Genomic DNA, 15,369 nt, shown 5'->3' on the forward strand with positions numbered 1-15,369 from the left:
GCAAGCCTTTCGGCACTTGGACTTGACCCGAGGCCCCGCGACAATAGTGCCACGCGCAACTCATCCCAAACACCATGCACACCGCCACGATGACCCACCGCCTTGCAACCCTGCTTGCCCTGAGCTCTGCACTGGCGGGCTGTGGCGGCGGCACTGCGGACAAAACCACCCCTCCACCCGCGCCAGCCCCAGCGCCCGCGCCCGCACCCGCACCCGCACCCGCGCCAGCGCCCGCACCGGCCCCGGCACCGGTCAGCGTCAGCCTGGTGCAGCCCTCCAACAACGTGCTGGAGCCCAGCGCTTCGGTGGCGCTCTCGGCCAACGTGGTGGTGAACGGAACAACCGCCCCCAACGGCACGGTCACCACATTTACCGTCAGCCCGTCGGGCGTTGGCACGCTGGCACCGGTCGCGCCAACCACGGTTGCGGGCGTGGCCAGCACCACGCTGAGCGTCAGCGCCCTGCCACCGACTGCCACGTTCCAGGTCACGGCCACGAGCAGCATCGGCACCATGACGGCCACCGACAGCCTCACCTACTACGTGCGCCCCGCACGGGCCGCCATTCAGGTCGTGATACCGGCCTACTTCACGGCCACGGGCACCACATCGCCCTGGGTCGCGCTGACCAGCGGCGCTGCCAGCTACCCCGGCATCAAGATCAATGCAGTCATCAACCCCAACGCGGGCATCCTGACATCCACCACCAAGGAAGACACCGACCTGACCACCGCCCTCAAGAACTTCAGGGCAGTGGCAGGCACCAGCAACCGGGTGATCGGCTATGTCGCCACCGCATCCACCAACGGCACAGTCTCGGTGGCCGACATCAAGGCAACCATCGACAATTACATCCGGCTGTACCCCGCCCAGCTGGAGGGGTTCTTCATCGACGGCATGGCCACCGAGAGCAGTCGGCTGGCCTTCTACCAAGAGATCTACACCTACATCAAAGGCTTGACCACCGGCATGGGCCCGGGCGTGACCGCCACCTCCCCGCCAGTCGTCATTGGCAACCCCGGCGCCTACCCTGTGGCGGCCTATGCAGGCGTTGCAGACACACTGGTCACCTTTGCAGGCAACGCAGCCGCGTACCAGAGTGTGGACCCCCAGCCCGCCAACACCTGGGTCTATGCCAAAAACAATGTCGCCCAGGGCATGCTGGTGCATTCGGCCAGCACCTGCACCGACATGCAGACAGCCATCAAAAAGGCCGACCGCCCGCGCATGAACACGGGCATGGTGTACGTCACCAACCTGGCCATCGGAGCGCCGTGGTCTGCCCTGCCGACCTATTGGCAACAACTGCTGGGCACGGTGGATGCACTCAACAAGGAACGCGCACTGCCCCTGTGCTGACCCGCACATCGGGCGCGCCGGAGCCTTGGCGCTGCGCGTGTTTGCGCCAAGCCTTACCCACCAATGCCGATGTGGCCAAGCAACTTGCTGAGCTGGGGACGAGGGCGGAGAGCTTGGCTAAAGGCAAGCCGCGCCCGGTTTGCTCGTCGCGACTGAACGCACTTCAATCGGCACGGGGCTTTTCCACTCATTGAACTTGCGAATCAGGTCCGACATCTTCGGATACCATGACAGACTTTTTGCACCAGTAATTTTTTGCATCGCCGACTTGCGATCCGTCGATGTCCCAACCATCAGGGCAGCGAGGGATCGTGAAAGTGATGTCACCACCAAAAACAGAATCATAAGCGGGGCCAAAGATGTGCTCACAATAGAAAGCGTACTCGTGATACCGCGCAACGCCATTCACAGAATCTGCAGGATTCCAAGGGCTGAGTCGATACAAACTCACTCTGTTGCAAGTCTCCGGGACAAAACTCGCGATCACCCTTTCTAAATGGGCTTTCGCTACTTCTTGCGGCGAATTAAAATCCTCCCCAGTATTCATATCCCGATATGTCAGACTCACCTCTGTTCTTACCTCCCTCACTGTCGACATCTGGGCCCAAGCACCCTCTAGCGCAAAAAGAAAGACCATAATACCCAAAACATTTCTCAGCATTCGCAAACACTCCGATAAAAAACTTCTTATTCAAACCAATATCAGTAAAAGTAAAGGGCACTAACCCCCCGCTGACATGCAGGTAATCAGGATAAAGAACCACCGCCTGCTAAAAAAATGCCCCACAGACTATCTCGTGCTTTCACCCGAAAACCGATCGCCAATGTAACAGCGGCGCACTCGGAGCCATAAAACATGGGTAATTATTTTGTAACCAACGGTTTATGGGACAAGCTTCTCCTCACCCCGTATTCCGCAACCCCGCAGCAATCCCATTAATAGAGATATGAATCCCCGTCTGCACCCGCTCGTCGCCCTGCCCTGCGCGCCAGCGGCGTACCAGTTCTACCTGCAGGTGGTGCAGCGGGTCGATGTACGGAAAGCGGTGCTTGATGGAGCGCGCGAGCGCGGTATTGTGCGTGAGGCGCTGTTTGTCGCCGGTGATGCGGGTCAGTGCCTCGGCGGTGCGGTGCCATTCGGCCTCGATGGCGGTGAAGACCTTTTTGCGCAGGCGGGCGTCGGTGACGAGTTCGCTGTAACGTGAGGCCAGGGCCAAATCACTCTTGGCCAGCACCATGTCCATGTTGGACAGCAGCGTGCCAAAGAAGGGCCATTGGCGGTACATCTTTTGCAGCAGCGCGAGTTGGGCCTTGGGGTCTTTGCCTTCGGCGTTGACGAAGGCTTCCACCGCCGAGCCAAAGCCGAACCAGCCGGGCAGCGTGAGGCGGCACTGGCCCCAGCTAAAGCCCCAGGGAATGGCGCGCAGGTCTTCGATTTTCTGGCTGGCTTTGCGGCTGGCCGGGCGGGAGCCGATGTTGAGCTCGGCAATCTCGCGGATGGGGGTGGAGTTGAAGAAGTAGTCGGTGAAGCCGGGGGTGTCGTACACCAGGGCGCGGTAGCTGGCCATGCTGGCCAGCGAGAGCTGTGCAGCGGCTTCCAGAAAGACCTTGGTCGCTGGCTTGGTGGGTTGCAGCAGCGTGGCTTCCAGCGTGGCGGCCACCAGGGTTTCGAGGTTGCGGCGGCCGATTTCGGGGTTGGCGTATTTGGATGCAATGACCTCGCCCTGCTCGGTCAGGCGGATTTGCCCGCGCACCGTGCCTGGGGGTTGCGCCAGGATGGCCTGGTAGCTGGGGCCGCCGCCCCGGCCCACCGTGCCGCCGCGGCCGTGGAACATGCGCAGCTGGATGCCGTGGCTGGTGGCCAGGCTGTCAAACAGCTCCACCAGGGCGATTTCGGCGCGGTACAGCTCCCAGTTGCTGGTGAAGATGCCGCCGTCTTTGTTGCTGTCGCTGTAGCCCAGCATGATGTCTTGCTCGCCGCCGCTGCGCGCCACCTGCGCGGCAATGCCCGGCAGGGCGTAGAACTCGCGCATGATGGGTGCGGCGTTGCGCAAGTCTTCAATGGTCTCGAACAGCGGCACCACGATGAGGTGGTTGCGGGATTCGCCATCGAGCGTGCCGCTCATCAAGCCCACTTCTTTTTGCAGCAGCAGCACCTCGAGCAGGTCGCTCACGGTTTCGGTGTGGCTGATGATGTAGTGGCGGATGGCGTCGGAGCCAAAGCGCTCGCGCATGATGCGGGCGGTTTCAAAGATGGCCAGTTCGCCCTGGGTGTGGGCGCTGTAGCTGGCCCCCACCACGCGCAGCGGCCGGGCGTCGTTGAGCAGGCGCAGGAGCAGCTTGCGCTTGGCTTCTTCGCCAAGGGATGCGTAGTGGCTTTCGATGCGGGCGGTGGCCAGCAGTTCGGCGACGACGTCTTCGTGCTTGTCGGAGCTTTGGCGCAGATCCACCGTGGCCAGGTGGAACCCGAACACCTGCACTGCGCGGATGAGGGGGTGCAGCCGCTCGGCGGCCAGCGATTGGCCGTGGTGGGATTTGAGGGATGCCTCGATGATCTGCAGGTCGGCCAGAAACTCGTCTGCGCTGCCATACGGATTTTGCGGCGCAACAGCGTGGCGAGCAGCATCACCGCCGGTGAGCTGCTTGAGGGAGGCCGCCAGGCGCGAGTAGATGCCCGTGAGGGCGCGGCGGTAGGGCTCGTCCAGGCGGTGCTCGCTCTGGTCGGGCGAGCGCTGGGCCAGCGCTTCCATCTCGGCCGATACCTGCACAAGGCGGGCCGACAGCGAAAGCTCGCCGCCCAGGTAGTGCACTTCGGTCAGGTAGTGGCGCAGGGCCACTTCGGCCTGGCGGCGCAGGGCGTATTGCAGGGTCTGCGCCGTGACGTTGGGGTTGCCATCGCGGTCGCCGCCAATCCACTGGCCCATGCGCAGAAAGCTGTGCACGGGGTATTGGCCCAGCTCGCTTTCCAGGTCGGCGTAAATCTTGGGGATCTCGCGCAGGAAGGTGGCTTCGTAGTACGACAGCGCGTTTTCGATTTCGTCGGCCACGGTGAGTTTGCTGTAGCGCAGCAGCCGCGTTTGCCACAGTTGGGCCACGCGGGCACGCAGCTGCGCTTCGTTGGCGGCCAGCTCGCGGGGGGTGAGGGCGTCTTTGGCGGTGTTGTAGAGCTGGGCGCGCACGCGAATGTCGTCGCGCGCGGACAGCAGTTGGGCGATGTCGCGCTCGGCATCCAGAATGCTTTTGCGCTGCACCTCGGTGGGGTGGGCCGTCAGCACCGGGGCCACGTAGCTGCTGGCCAGCGTCTGCGAAATGGTTTTGGGTGCAATGCCAGCCCAGCGCAGGCGCGACAGGGCTACCTCGATGCTGCCCTCTTGCGTGTCGCCCGCGCGCTCGTGCACGGCGCGGCGGCGGATGTGGTGGCGGTCTTCGGCCAGGTTGGCCAGGTGGCTGAAGTAGGTGAAGGCGCGGATCACGCTCACCGTCTGGTCGCCCGACAAGGACTTGAGCAGCTTTTTGAGTGCGCGGTCGGCCTCCTGGTCGGCGTCGCGGCGAAAGGCCACCGACAGTTTGCGCACCTGCTCGACCAGTTCGTACGCGGCCACGCCTTCTTGTTCTCGGATCACGTCGCCCAGAATGCGCCCGAGCAGGCGGATATCATCAATCAGGGGCTGGTCCTTGTCGGATCGTTTCATCAGGGTGGTCTCCGGAATGGATGGGGGGCGGGTGCCGCCAGCCCGCACTCATCCGGGCGCACCGGCCCCAGTGCGGTTGGATGCTAGCATCGACCGCTGCCGAATGATTACAAACAGGTTACGAACTTGAGCCCCACTTCCAGCCCCCCCAACATCGTCATCGCCACGCGCGAAAGCCGCCTGGCCCTGTGGCAGGCCGAGCATGTGCAGGCGCTGTTGCAGGCACGCGGCCACGCCGTGCAGTTGCTGGGCATGACGACCCAGGGCGACCAGATCCTGGACCGCTCGCTGTCCAAGGTGGGCGGCAAGGGGCTCTTTGTCAAAGAGCTGGAGACCGCGCTGCAGGAAGGCCGCGCCGACATCGCCGTGCACTCGCTCAAGGATGTACCCATGGAGCTGCCGCCCGGCTTTGCCCTGGCGTGCGTCATGGAGCGCGAAGACCCGCGCGATGCCTTTGTCTCGCCCGCCTATGCCAGCATCGATGCGCTGCCACAGGGCGCGGTGGTGGGCACCTCGAGCCTGCGGCGGCAGGTGTTGTTGCAGGCGCTGCGGCCCGACCTGCGCATTGAGCCGCTGCGTGGCAACCTGGACACGCGTCTGCGCAAGCTCGATGACGGGCAGTACGACGCCATCGTGCTGGCTGCTGCGGGCCTCAAGCGCCTGGGGCTGGGGTCGCGCATTCGCGCCACGTTCGAGCCTGCAGCCATGCTGCCCGCAGCGGGCCAGGGCGCTCTGGGCATTGAAGTGTGCGCAGACCGGCAGGACCTGATCGACGCGCTGGCCCCGCTGGCCGACCAGACCACCTGGCTGACCGTGGCGGCCGAGCGCGCCGTCAGCCGTGCCATGGGCGGCAGTTGCTCGATGCCGCTGGCAGCGCACGGCACGCTGGCGGGCGGCACCCTGCAGCTGGACGCCGCCTGGGGTGACCCTGACGGCCGCGCGCCGCTGGTGCGCGCCAGGGCCAGCGCTGCCGTGGCCACGCTGGCGCAGGCCGAGGCGCTGGGCCTGGCCATTGCACAGCAACTGCAGGACGGCGGCGCACGCGGTGCCGCGCCCACAGCGCACCAGGCCTAGCCCGGATATTTCACCAGGTCGCTTTTTGATGCCCCAAGACGCCCGATGCATGCACGCTTTCTTGGGTTCGAGTGACAAGTCCTATCCGGCCCGAGCGCTACACCCCCGATGGAGCCGTGCTGCGGCACGCTGGCGGCGTTGCTCCCCCTTGCGGGCACGCGCCCGCAGCGTCGTCGCGCCTTGCCAGCGCACCGCATCACAGCCCACTCGGGCGCGTCCCTGGTGAACTATGCGGGCTAGCCCAAACGGCACCTGATGCACACCGTGCCCGCCGCCGCGCCCTCTCGCGTCATCGTCACGCGGCCTGCCCGCGAGGCTGCGCGCTGGGTGCGTGATCTCGCTGGCCACGGCATCGCGGCCGTGGCGCTGCCGCTGATCGCGATTGGGCCGTGCACCGCACCCGAGGCCATCGCCGCGCTGCAGGCCGCCCGCGACCGGGCCCATACCTACCGGGCGCTGATGTTCGTCAGCGGCAATGCCGTGGCGTTCTTTTTTGATTCAAAACACCCGGTTGCGCTTGTCGCTGTAGGGGGTAAAGCTATCAAAATAAGAGCATGGGCACCCGGCCCGGCCACGGCGCACGCGCTGGCGCATGCGGGCGTGCCCCAGGCGCTGATTGATGGCCCGGCGCATGATGCACCGCAGTTTGATTCGGAGGCGCTGTGGAAGCAGGTGGGCGGGCAACTGGCACCGGGTGACCGTGTGCTGATCGTGCGCGGGCAATCGGGCGGCACGGCCGAGGCGCCCGAGGGCACGGGCCGCGACTGGCTGGCCCGCCAGATCGAATCTGCGGGCGCGAGCGTGGATTTTGTGGCGGCTTACCAACGGCTGCCTGCGGTCTGGAATGCGTCAGACATCGCCCTGGCCCGGCAGGCGGCGCACGACGGATCGGTGTGGCTGTTCAGCAGTTCCGAGGCCGTGACGCACCTGGCGGCGACGCTGCCAGGGCAGGACTGGGCGCACGCCCGCGCTTTGGCCACCCACCCGCGCATTGCCGAAGCGGCGCGCGCCGCAGGTTTTGGACACGTCGGGGGATGCCGCCCGTCGCTGGAGGACGTGGTGGCGTCGATAGAATCGGCCGCATGAGTTCCCCTTCCCCCGAAGCCCCGACTTCATCGCCCGCCGCCCCTGGGTTGGCTGCGGCGGATACGGCCGTGCAGGCAGGTGCGCCCGTGGTGCCCCAAGAGGCGCGTGGCCATGCCCTGCAGTGGATTGTGGCGGCCGTCGCGGTGGGCGCGCTGGTCAGCACCGGCATGCTGTGGCAAAAGCTCAGCGGCATCCAGGAACAGCTCGCCCGGCAATCGGCGGACTCGGGTGCGCTCGCCATCGAGGCCCGCACCATGGCCCGCCAGGCGGAAGATCTGGTGCGCGAAACGGCTGCCCGCCTGTCGGTGGCCGAAGCCCGCGTCAGCGAGGTCGCCCTGCAGCGCACCCAGCTGGAAGATCTGATGCAGAGCCTGTCGCGCTCGCGCGATGAAAACCTGGTGGTGGACATCGAATCGGCCATTCGGCTCGCGCAGCAGCAAACGCAGCTGACGGGCAGCCTGGAACCCATGGTGGCAGCGCTCAAATCAGCCAACCAGCGCATCGAGCGCGCAGCGCAGCCCCGCCTGGGCCCGGTACAGCGCGCCATCAGCCACGACCTGGACCGCCTGTCGCGCGCCCCCGTCACCGACACCGCAGGCCTGCTGGCGCGGCTGGACGACCTGGTGCGCCAGGTGGACGAACTGCCGGTGCAAAACGCCGTAGCCCAGGCAGAAGCCACCCGCCGCCTGGCGGCTGGGCCCGGTAGCGCGGCCGCGACAGCACCGTCCACCACACCCGATCACCTGGCCTGGTGGCAGGCCGTCCTGCAGCGCGGCTGGGAGGTGGTGCGCGACGAGGCACGGGGGCTGGTGCGCGTGAGCCGCATCGACCAGCCCGAAGCCATTTTGCTGGCGCCCGAGCAGGCGTTCTTCCTGCGCGAGAACCTCAAGCTCAAGCTGCTCAACGCCAGGCTGGCGGTGCTGGCCCGCCAGTACGATTCGGCCCGCGCCGACCTGGCAGCGGCCACCGCAGCGCTGAACAAGTATTTCGACCCGGCCTCGCGCCGCACGCAAGCCGCTGCCAGCACCCTGCAGACAGCCCAGGCCAGCATGAAGGCGGCTGAGTTGCCCCGCCTGGACGAAACCCTGGCGGCGCTGGCAACCGCCGCGGCAGGACGGTGATGGAACGCATGCGCAGTCATTGTGCGCCGTCTGCCTGTTGCGCCTGGCCTGGCAAAGCGGCAGGGGATTGCCCCCCACACGGCGGGGCGGCGCCTGCGTGCAAACACCGGCCCTGGGGCGCGGCTGCCATGAAGGTCGCGGACACCCGCCCAGCCATGGATCACTGACATGCGCGCAGCACTTTGGCTTCTGGCATTGTTTGGCGTGGCCGTGGCCGCCGCGCTGTTTGCGGGCAACAACCAGGGAACCGTCACCCTGTTCTGGCCACCCCACCGCATCGACCTGTCGCTGAACCTGGTGCTGCTGCTGGTGGTGGGCGGGTTCGTCACCGTGTATGCAGCGCTGCGTGGCCTGTCGGCACTGCTGGAACTGCCCCGGCAGGCCCAGCGCTGGCGTGCGCAGCAAAAAGAGCGCTCCATGCATGCATCGCTGCTCGATGCGCTCACCCACATGCTGGGCGGGCGTTTCATTCGCTCGCGCCAGGCAGCCCTGGCAGCGCTGGCCCAGGAGCATGCGCTGGCCGCCGCCAACGAGCCCGTGCCCCATGCGCGCCGTTTGCGCGCACTGGCCCACATGATTGCCGCCGAGGCATCGCATGCGCTGCAAGACCGCGCCACCCGCGAGTCGCACCTGCGCGACGCGCTGCAAGAATCCCCGCTGCGCGGCACCGTGATGGAGCAAGAGCTGCGCGAAGGCGCGCAGATGCGGGCGGCCCGCTGGTCGCTGGATGACCGCGATCCCAGCGCCACACTCGACCGCCTGGCCGAACTGCCACTGGGCGCGGCGCGCCGCACTCTGGCATTGCGCATCAAGCTCAAGGCCACCACCCGCCTCGGAGACCAGAGCCTCGAGGCGCTGGAAACCGCCCGCCTGCTGGGCAAGCACCGGGCGTTTTCGCCCAGCGCGGCACAGAGCATTGTGCGCGGCCTGGCCATGGAGCTGATCAACAGCGCACACGATACGGCGCAGCTCCAGCACATCTGGCAGTCTCTGGAAACCTCCGAGCGCCAGATGCCCGAGATTGCCATTCACGCGGCCCAGCGGCTGGCACTGCTCGGCGGCGACAGCGCACAGGTGCGCGCCTGGCTGCTGCCGGTTTGGGAGCAACTGGTGATCGCCCCCGACGCCCTGGCAGAGCAGCACGCGCTGAAGCTGGTGCATGCCCTGGAGGCGGGGCTTGGCGCCGTCGACGCTCCCTGGCTGGCACGCATCGAAGCGGCCCAGCAGGCCAACCCGCGCGACGCCCGCCTGCAATACCTGGCTGGCATCGCCTGCCTCAAACGGAACTTGTGGGGCAAAGCGCAACAACTGCTCACGCAGGCGGCGCAGCAGCTGGGTGACGCCGACCTGCGCGCAAGCGCCTGGCGCCACCTTGCGGAACTGGCCGAACAGCGCGGCGACGCCGTTGCCGCTGCCTCCGCCTGGAAGATGGCCGCCCTGGGTCAATAGACGAGAGCACCCGCCGGGTCGCGCCCCCCGGTGGCCCGCTCCAGCGCCTTGCCGCGCCCCCTGGTGCCCCGGCCCGCCCGCATACGCCCACTCGTTGTTGCGCGGTGGGGTTGCCACGCGTTTCAACGCCTTCCGCGTTGCGCCGCTTTCACGCCACCCCTTCCGGCCAAACCCCCTTTGTGTTCACACACGGTGGTCTTTTGGCATTGGCCCCTGCGGCTGGCGCACCGCACGGGCTACGGGCTACGGGCTACGGGCGGCGGTCGAACCGGGCCAATCACGCAAAATTAACCCAAAGTAAATACATTACGAATAGTAGAATTGCACCATTGATCGATGGAGACCTGCATGACCACCGCCACGCCAGACCTCGCCAACCTGCCCGCCCCCGCTGCCATCCAGCAGTTGCACCACTATGCCTACAAGGCGCGCGACGCAGAGGAGACGCGGCACTTCTACGAAGACATCCTGGGCCTGCCGCTGTATCACATCATCCAGAGCGACTATGTGCCCAGCACCGGCGAATACTGCCCGTACACGCACTTCTTTTTTCGGCTGCGGGATGGATCATTCATTGCGTTTTTCGACCTGGGCGATGACGTGAAGGCCGAACCCTCGCCCAACACGCCGCTGTGGGTCAACCACATTGCCTTTCGCGTGGACACGGTCCAAGAGCTGCAAAACACCCAGGCCCGGCTGCAAGCGCATGGCATCGAGGTGCTGGGCGTGACCGACCACCACATCTTCAAAAGCATCTACTTTTTTGATCCCAACGGCATCCGCCTGGAACTGACGGCGCAGCTGGCCAACGAAGAGCAGATGGCACGCGACAGCACCGTGGCCCATGCCCGACTGGCCGAATGGACGGCGCGCAAGGCGCAGTGGCGCAAGGAGCGCGCCGAGGGCAAGGTGGCAGCGCCGCTCAAGCCCCAGCACAACGACCGGCCAGAGTTTGCGCGGGCCTGAACGCCCGCCCGGCCGCGCAGCACCCGCCCTGGGCTGCTGCGACAAAGCATTTTCAGCATCAAAACAGGCCATCGCGCACGTCGATAGGGTCTTGATAGCTATCATTTTTATAGCTACTTGATCGTGACTGCCTCCAGGGGTGGATCGCCCTGTGCGCCCCGCCATGCCGTCGGCGCGCGCAGGGTATGCCTGCGCGCCAGACACCGTCCATGCCGCCCCGCGCCGCCGCAGGCTGCTCCCTTAAAATCGCCGGTTCCTCCTTCTGACCGTCGAGGCACGCCCCAGCGGCCTGCCCGCCTCACCGCCCTACCCCATGAGCACGCCCCTGCACCAACCCGGCCTCGAAAGCCTGTCCAAGTCGTTTGAACCCGCTGCGCTGGAAGCCCACTGGGGCCCCGAATGGGAAAAGCGCGGCTACGGCACGGCGGGCCACCGCGGCACGGGCGCGCCGCAGGCGGGCGAGCCTGCGTTTGCCATCCAGTTGCCGCCCCCCAACGTGACCGGCACGCTGCACATGGGCCATGCGTTCAACCAGACGATCATGGACAGCCTCACCCGCTACCACCGCATGCGCGGCTTCAACACCGTGTGGGTGCCCGGCACCGACCACGCGGGCATCGCCACGCAGATCGTGGTGGAGCGCCAGTTGCAGGAACAAGGCATCAGCCGCTACGACCTGGGCCGCGAGGCCTTCACCCAAAAGGTGTGGGAGTGGAAGGAAAAAAGCGGCAACACCATCACCACGCAGATGCGCCGCATGGGCGACAGCGTGGACTGGAGCCGCGAGTACTTCACCATGGACGACAAGCTCAGCAGCGTCGTCACCGAAACCTTTGTGCGCCTGTACGAGCAGGGCCTCATCTACCGCGGCAAGCGCCTGGTCAACTGGGACCCCAAGCTGCAATCGGCCGTGTCGGATCTGGAAGTCGAGAGCGAGGAAAAAGACGGCTCGCTCTGGCACATTGCCTACCCCCTGGTAGACCCTGATGGAAGCCTTGCGGCTTCGGGCTCGGTCAGCCTGACGGTGGCCACCACCCGCCCCGAGACCATGCTGGGCGACGTGGCGCTGATGGTGCACCCTGAAGACGCGCGCTACACCCACCTCATCGGCAAAATGGTGACCCTGCCACTGTGCGACCGCCAGATCCCGGTGATTGCCGACGAGTACGTGGACAAGGCATTCGGCACCGGCGTGGTCAAGGTCACGCCCGCGCATGATCACAACGACTTCGCTGTCGGTTTGCGCCATGGCTTAAGGCCCATCGAGATACTGACGTTTGACGCAAGGCTCAAATCTTCACCGCTTGATGACTTTACTTGGGGTCATCGAGCCGAAATAAGCCCGGGACACGGCTTAGCCGATCAGGACGGCCTTGCCGGCTCACCCACATATTTGTTGATTCCCGAGAAGTACCGGGGCATGGACCGCTTCGTGGCCCGCAAGGCCATCGTGGCGGACCTCGAAGCCATCGGCGCGCTGGTCGAGGTCAAAAAGCACAAGCTCATGGTGCCCATTTGCACCCGCACCGGCCAGGTGATCGAGCCCATGTTGACCGACCAGTGGTTTGTGGCCATGAGCAAGGTCGGCGAAGGTGACGCCACCGGCAAAAGCATTGCGCAAAAGGCCATCGACGCCGTAGCCAGTGGCGAGGTGACCTTTGTGCCCGAGAACTGGGTCAACACCTACAACCAGTGGATGAACAACATCCAGGACTGGTGCATCAGCCGCCAGCTATGGTGGGGCCACCAGATTCCGGCCTGGTACGACGAAGACGGCAAGGTGATCGTGGCCCGCAACGAGGCCGAAGCCCAGGCCAAGGCCCCGGGCAAAACATTGCGCCGCGACGAGGATGTGCTGGACACCTGGTACTCGTCCGCCCTGGTGCCGTTTTCCACCATGGGCTGGCCTGAAGCCGTTCAGGCTGAGCCGGTCGAAGCCGGGGACCACGCTATTGCAAGCGCAGCGAGAACGGGTGTTTCGGATTTCGACCTGTACCTGCCCAGCACCGTGCTGGTCACGGGCTACGACATCATCTTCTTCTGGGTGGCACGGATGATCATGATGACCACGCACTTCACCGGCCGCGTACCGTTCAAGCATGTGTACATCCACGGCCTGGTGCGCGACGCGCAGGGCAAGAAGATGAGCAAATCCGAAGGCAACGTGCTCGACCCCGTGGACCTGATTGACGGCATTGCCCTGGAGCCTCTGCTGGACAAGCGCACCACCGGCCTGCGCAAGCCCGAAACCGCGCCCACGGTGCGCAAGAACACGCAAAAGGAATTCCCCGAGGGCATTCCCCCCTACGGCGCTGATGCGCTGCGCTTTACCTTTGCGGCGCTGGCATCGCTGGGCCGCAGCATCAACTTTGACAGCAAGCGCTGCGAGGGCTACCGCAACTTCTGCAACAAGCTCTGGAACGCCAGCCGTTTTGTGCTGATGAACTGCGAAGGCCAGGACTGCGGCCTCAAAGAGCACACCAAGGCCGAATGCCAGCCCGGCGGCGCGATGCATGGCTACATGCAGTTCAGCCAGGCCGACCGCTGGATCAGCTCGCTGCTGCAACAAGCCGAGGCCGAGGTGGAAAAGGGCTTTGCCGAATACCGCCTGGACAACGTGGCCAACGCCATCTACGACTTTGTCTGGAACGAGTACTGCGACTGGTACCTGGAGATCGCCAAGGTGCAGATCCAGAACGGCACCGAAGCGCAGCAACGCGCCACGCGCCGCACGCTGATCCGCACGCTGGAAGCCATCCTGCGCCTGGCCCACCCGGTGATCCCGTTCATCACCGAAGCCCTGTGGCAAGTGGTGGCACCCGTCGCTGGCTTGAAGGGTGAATCGGTCAGCATTGCCCGCTACCCAGAGGCGCAGCCCGAGAAGATCGACGAGGCCGCGATCGCCCACATGGCCCGCGTCAAGGGCCTGGTGGACACCTGCCGCGCCTTGCGTGGCGAGATGAATGTCTCGCCCTCCACCCGGTTGCCGCTGTTCGTGGTCGGCGACGCGGACTTCATGCGCGGCGTGGCCCCGGTGCTGCAGGCGCTGGCCAAGCTCAGCGAGGTCAAGGTGTTTGACGACGAGGCCGCCTGGGCCGCCGCCGCCCAGGCAGCGCCCGTGGCCGTGGTGGGTGACGCCCGCATGTGCCTCTACATGGAAATCGACGTGGCGGCCGAGAAGGCCCGCCTGTCCAAGGAAATCGCCCGCATTGAGGCCGAAATCTCCAAGGCCCATGGCAAGCTCGGGAACGAAGCCTTTGTGGCCAAGGCCCCCGCCGCCGTGCTGGACCAAGAGAAAAAGCGCGTTGCCGACTTCACAGCCACCCTGGGCCGATTGCGCGATCAGCTCGCACGCCTGGGTTGACTGCTGGGCCATACTGGCCGCCCACTGCCCACCTGCACCGGCCTGACCGGGCCCCCGCGGCCCGGTCGCTTGCACCGCCAAAAGGAAACCCATGACCACCGTCACCACCGTTCGCAAAGCCGTTTTTCCGGTTGCTGGCCTGGGCACACGCTTTTTGCCCGCCACCAAGGCCAGCCCCAAGGAAATGCTGCCCGTGGTGGACAAGCCACTGATCCAGTACGCGGTGGAAGAAGCCTACGCGGCGGGAATCCGCCACATGATCTTTGTCACCGGCCGCAGCAAACGCGCCATCGAAGACCACTTTGACACGGCCTACGAGCTGGAAAACGAGCTGGAATCGGCAGGCAAGCTGGAACTGCTGCGCCTGGTGCAGTCGGTGCAGCCCGATGACATGGACTGCGCCTATGTGCGCCAACCCCGCTCGCTGGGCCTGGGCCACGCCGTGCTGTGCGCCGAGCCCCTGGTGGGCAACGAGCCCTTTGCCGTGCTGCTGGCCGACGACCTGATGGTGGGCCCGCCGGACGGCGAGCCCGTGCTCAAGCAAATGGCTGCCGCCTTTGCCCAGCAGGGCCGCTCGGTGATTGCGGTGCAGGAGGTTCCGCAAGACCAGGTGCACAAGTACGGCATCGTGGCCGGCGAGCCAGCGGGCGGCCCGCTGATACGCATCGAACGCATCGTCGAAAAGCCCCAGGCCGCCGAAGCGCCCTCCCGCATGGGCGTGGCGGGCCGCTACATCCTCACGCCTGGCGTGTTCAACGAGATCCGCCACCAGCCGCGCGGCGTGGGCGGCGAAATCCAGCTCACCGACGGCATTGCCCGCCTGATGCAGCACGAGGCGGTGTATGCATTTCAGTATGCGGGCAAGCGCTACGACTGCGGCAGCAAGGAAGGCTTTTTGGAGGCCACGGTGGAGCTGGCATTGCAGCACCCGCAGGTGAGCGACGCATTCCGCGCCTACCTCAAGGGCCTGCGGCTGTAGGCCCTTGCCTGCGGTGACCAGCGCCGATGTCTAGGAGCCTGTCGGACTTGGAGCGTCGAAAGCGAAAATCGGCGAGAGCGAGGACAGTTTTTGCCGAATTTGCAGCCCCATAGCCGAGCTATGGGGCAAAAAGGCGGTCAAAAATGGACCGCTGCGGTCGATTTGCAGCCGACGATTTCCAAGTCCGACAGGCTCCTAGTGTGCTGTCCCGCAAATACGTGAGCAAAGTCGATGCAGCTTTTCAAGGATCGAATCGGCGGTGGCAGTCCATGTGAAGGGC

10 protein-coding genes are annotated in these 15,369 nt (G+C 65.5%); 8 read left to right on the top strand and 2 right to left on the bottom strand.

Annotated elements, in window-relative coordinates:
- Window positions 1-74: 74 nt before the first annotated feature.
- Complete coding sequence (locus ACK543_RS06640; protein ID WP_409942061.1) at window positions 75-1,358, top strand: spherulation-specific family 4 protein; 1,284 nt, start codon at window positions 75-77, stop codon at window positions 1,356-1,358.
- A gap of 187 nt (window positions 1,359-1,545) precedes the next feature.
- Here ACK543_RS06640 and ACK543_RS06645 read toward each other — a convergent pair whose 3' ends face one another.
- Both ACK543_RS06645 and ppc read right to left on the bottom strand, forming a co-directional pair.
- Complete coding sequence (locus ACK543_RS06645) at window positions 1,546-2,019, bottom strand: hypothetical protein (RefSeq protein ID WP_409942062.1); 474 nt, start codon at window positions 2,017-2,019, stop codon at window positions 1,546-1,548.
- 241 nt (window positions 2,020-2,260) lie between these two features.
- Window positions 2,261-5,050, bottom strand: coding sequence for a phosphoenolpyruvate carboxylase (ppc, locus tag ACK543_RS06650; protein ID WP_409942063.1), 2,790 nt, complete (start codon window positions 5,048-5,050; stop codon window positions 2,261-2,263).
- Window positions 5,051-5,176: 126 nt separating this feature from the next.
- Here ppc and hemC point away from each other — a divergent pair, with 126 nt between their 5' ends.
- The 7 genes from hemC to galU all read left to right on the top strand — a co-directional run bounded on the left by hemC (window position 5,177) and on the right by galU (window position 15,089).
- The gene (hemC, locus tag ACK543_RS06655) at window positions 5,177-6,124 is read left to right on the top strand and encodes a hydroxymethylbilane synthase (protein ID WP_409942064.1); all 948 of its coding nucleotides are present in this window, start codon (window positions 5,177-5,179) and stop codon (window positions 6,122-6,124) included.
- A gap of 255 nt (window positions 6,125-6,379) precedes the next feature.
- Window positions 6,380-7,210 carry a uroporphyrinogen-III synthase gene (locus ACK543_RS06660; protein ID WP_409942065.1) on the top strand — a complete coding sequence of 277 codons (831 nt, stop codon included), beginning with the start codon at window positions 6,380-6,382 and terminating at the stop codon, window positions 7,208-7,210.
- The gene (locus ACK543_RS06665) at window positions 7,207-8,331 is read left to right on the top strand and encodes a uroporphyrinogen-III C-methyltransferase (RefSeq protein ID WP_409942066.1); all 1,125 of its coding nucleotides are present in this window, start codon (window positions 7,207-7,209) and stop codon (window positions 8,329-8,331) included. The genes ACK543_RS06660 and ACK543_RS06665 overlap by 4 nt, the downstream gene beginning before the upstream one ends.
- Before the next feature lie 168 nt (window positions 8,332-8,499).
- Window positions 8,500-9,780, top strand: a complete 1,281-nt coding sequence (locus tag ACK543_RS06670) for a heme biosynthesis HemY N-terminal domain-containing protein (RefSeq protein ID WP_409942067.1) — start codon at window positions 8,500-8,502, stop codon at window positions 9,778-9,780.
- 348 nt (window positions 9,781-10,128) lie between these two features.
- The gene (locus ACK543_RS06675; protein WP_409942068.1) at window positions 10,129-10,746 is read left to right on the top strand and encodes a VOC family protein; all 618 of its coding nucleotides are present in this window, start codon (window positions 10,129-10,131) and stop codon (window positions 10,744-10,746) included.
- A 313-nt stretch (window positions 10,747-11,059) separates the two neighbouring features.
- Window positions 11,060-14,110 (top strand): valine--tRNA ligase, encoded by a 3,051-nt coding sequence (locus ACK543_RS06680; protein ID WP_409942069.1) that lies wholly within the window; start codon window positions 11,060-11,062, stop codon window positions 14,108-14,110.
- Between the two features lie 91 nt (window positions 14,111-14,201).
- Complete coding sequence (gene galU / locus ACK543_RS06685; protein WP_409942070.1) at window positions 14,202-15,089, top strand: UTP--glucose-1-phosphate uridylyltransferase GalU; 888 nt, start codon at window positions 14,202-14,204, stop codon at window positions 15,087-15,089.
- The last annotated feature ends 280 nt before the right edge of the window (window positions 15,090-15,369 follow it).

Origin of the sequence: Acidovorax sp., from assembly GCF_046341535.1 — a bacterium.
In the GTDB taxonomy this organism is placed as follows: Bacteria; Pseudomonadota; Gammaproteobacteria; order Burkholderiales; family Burkholderiaceae_C; genus Acidovorax.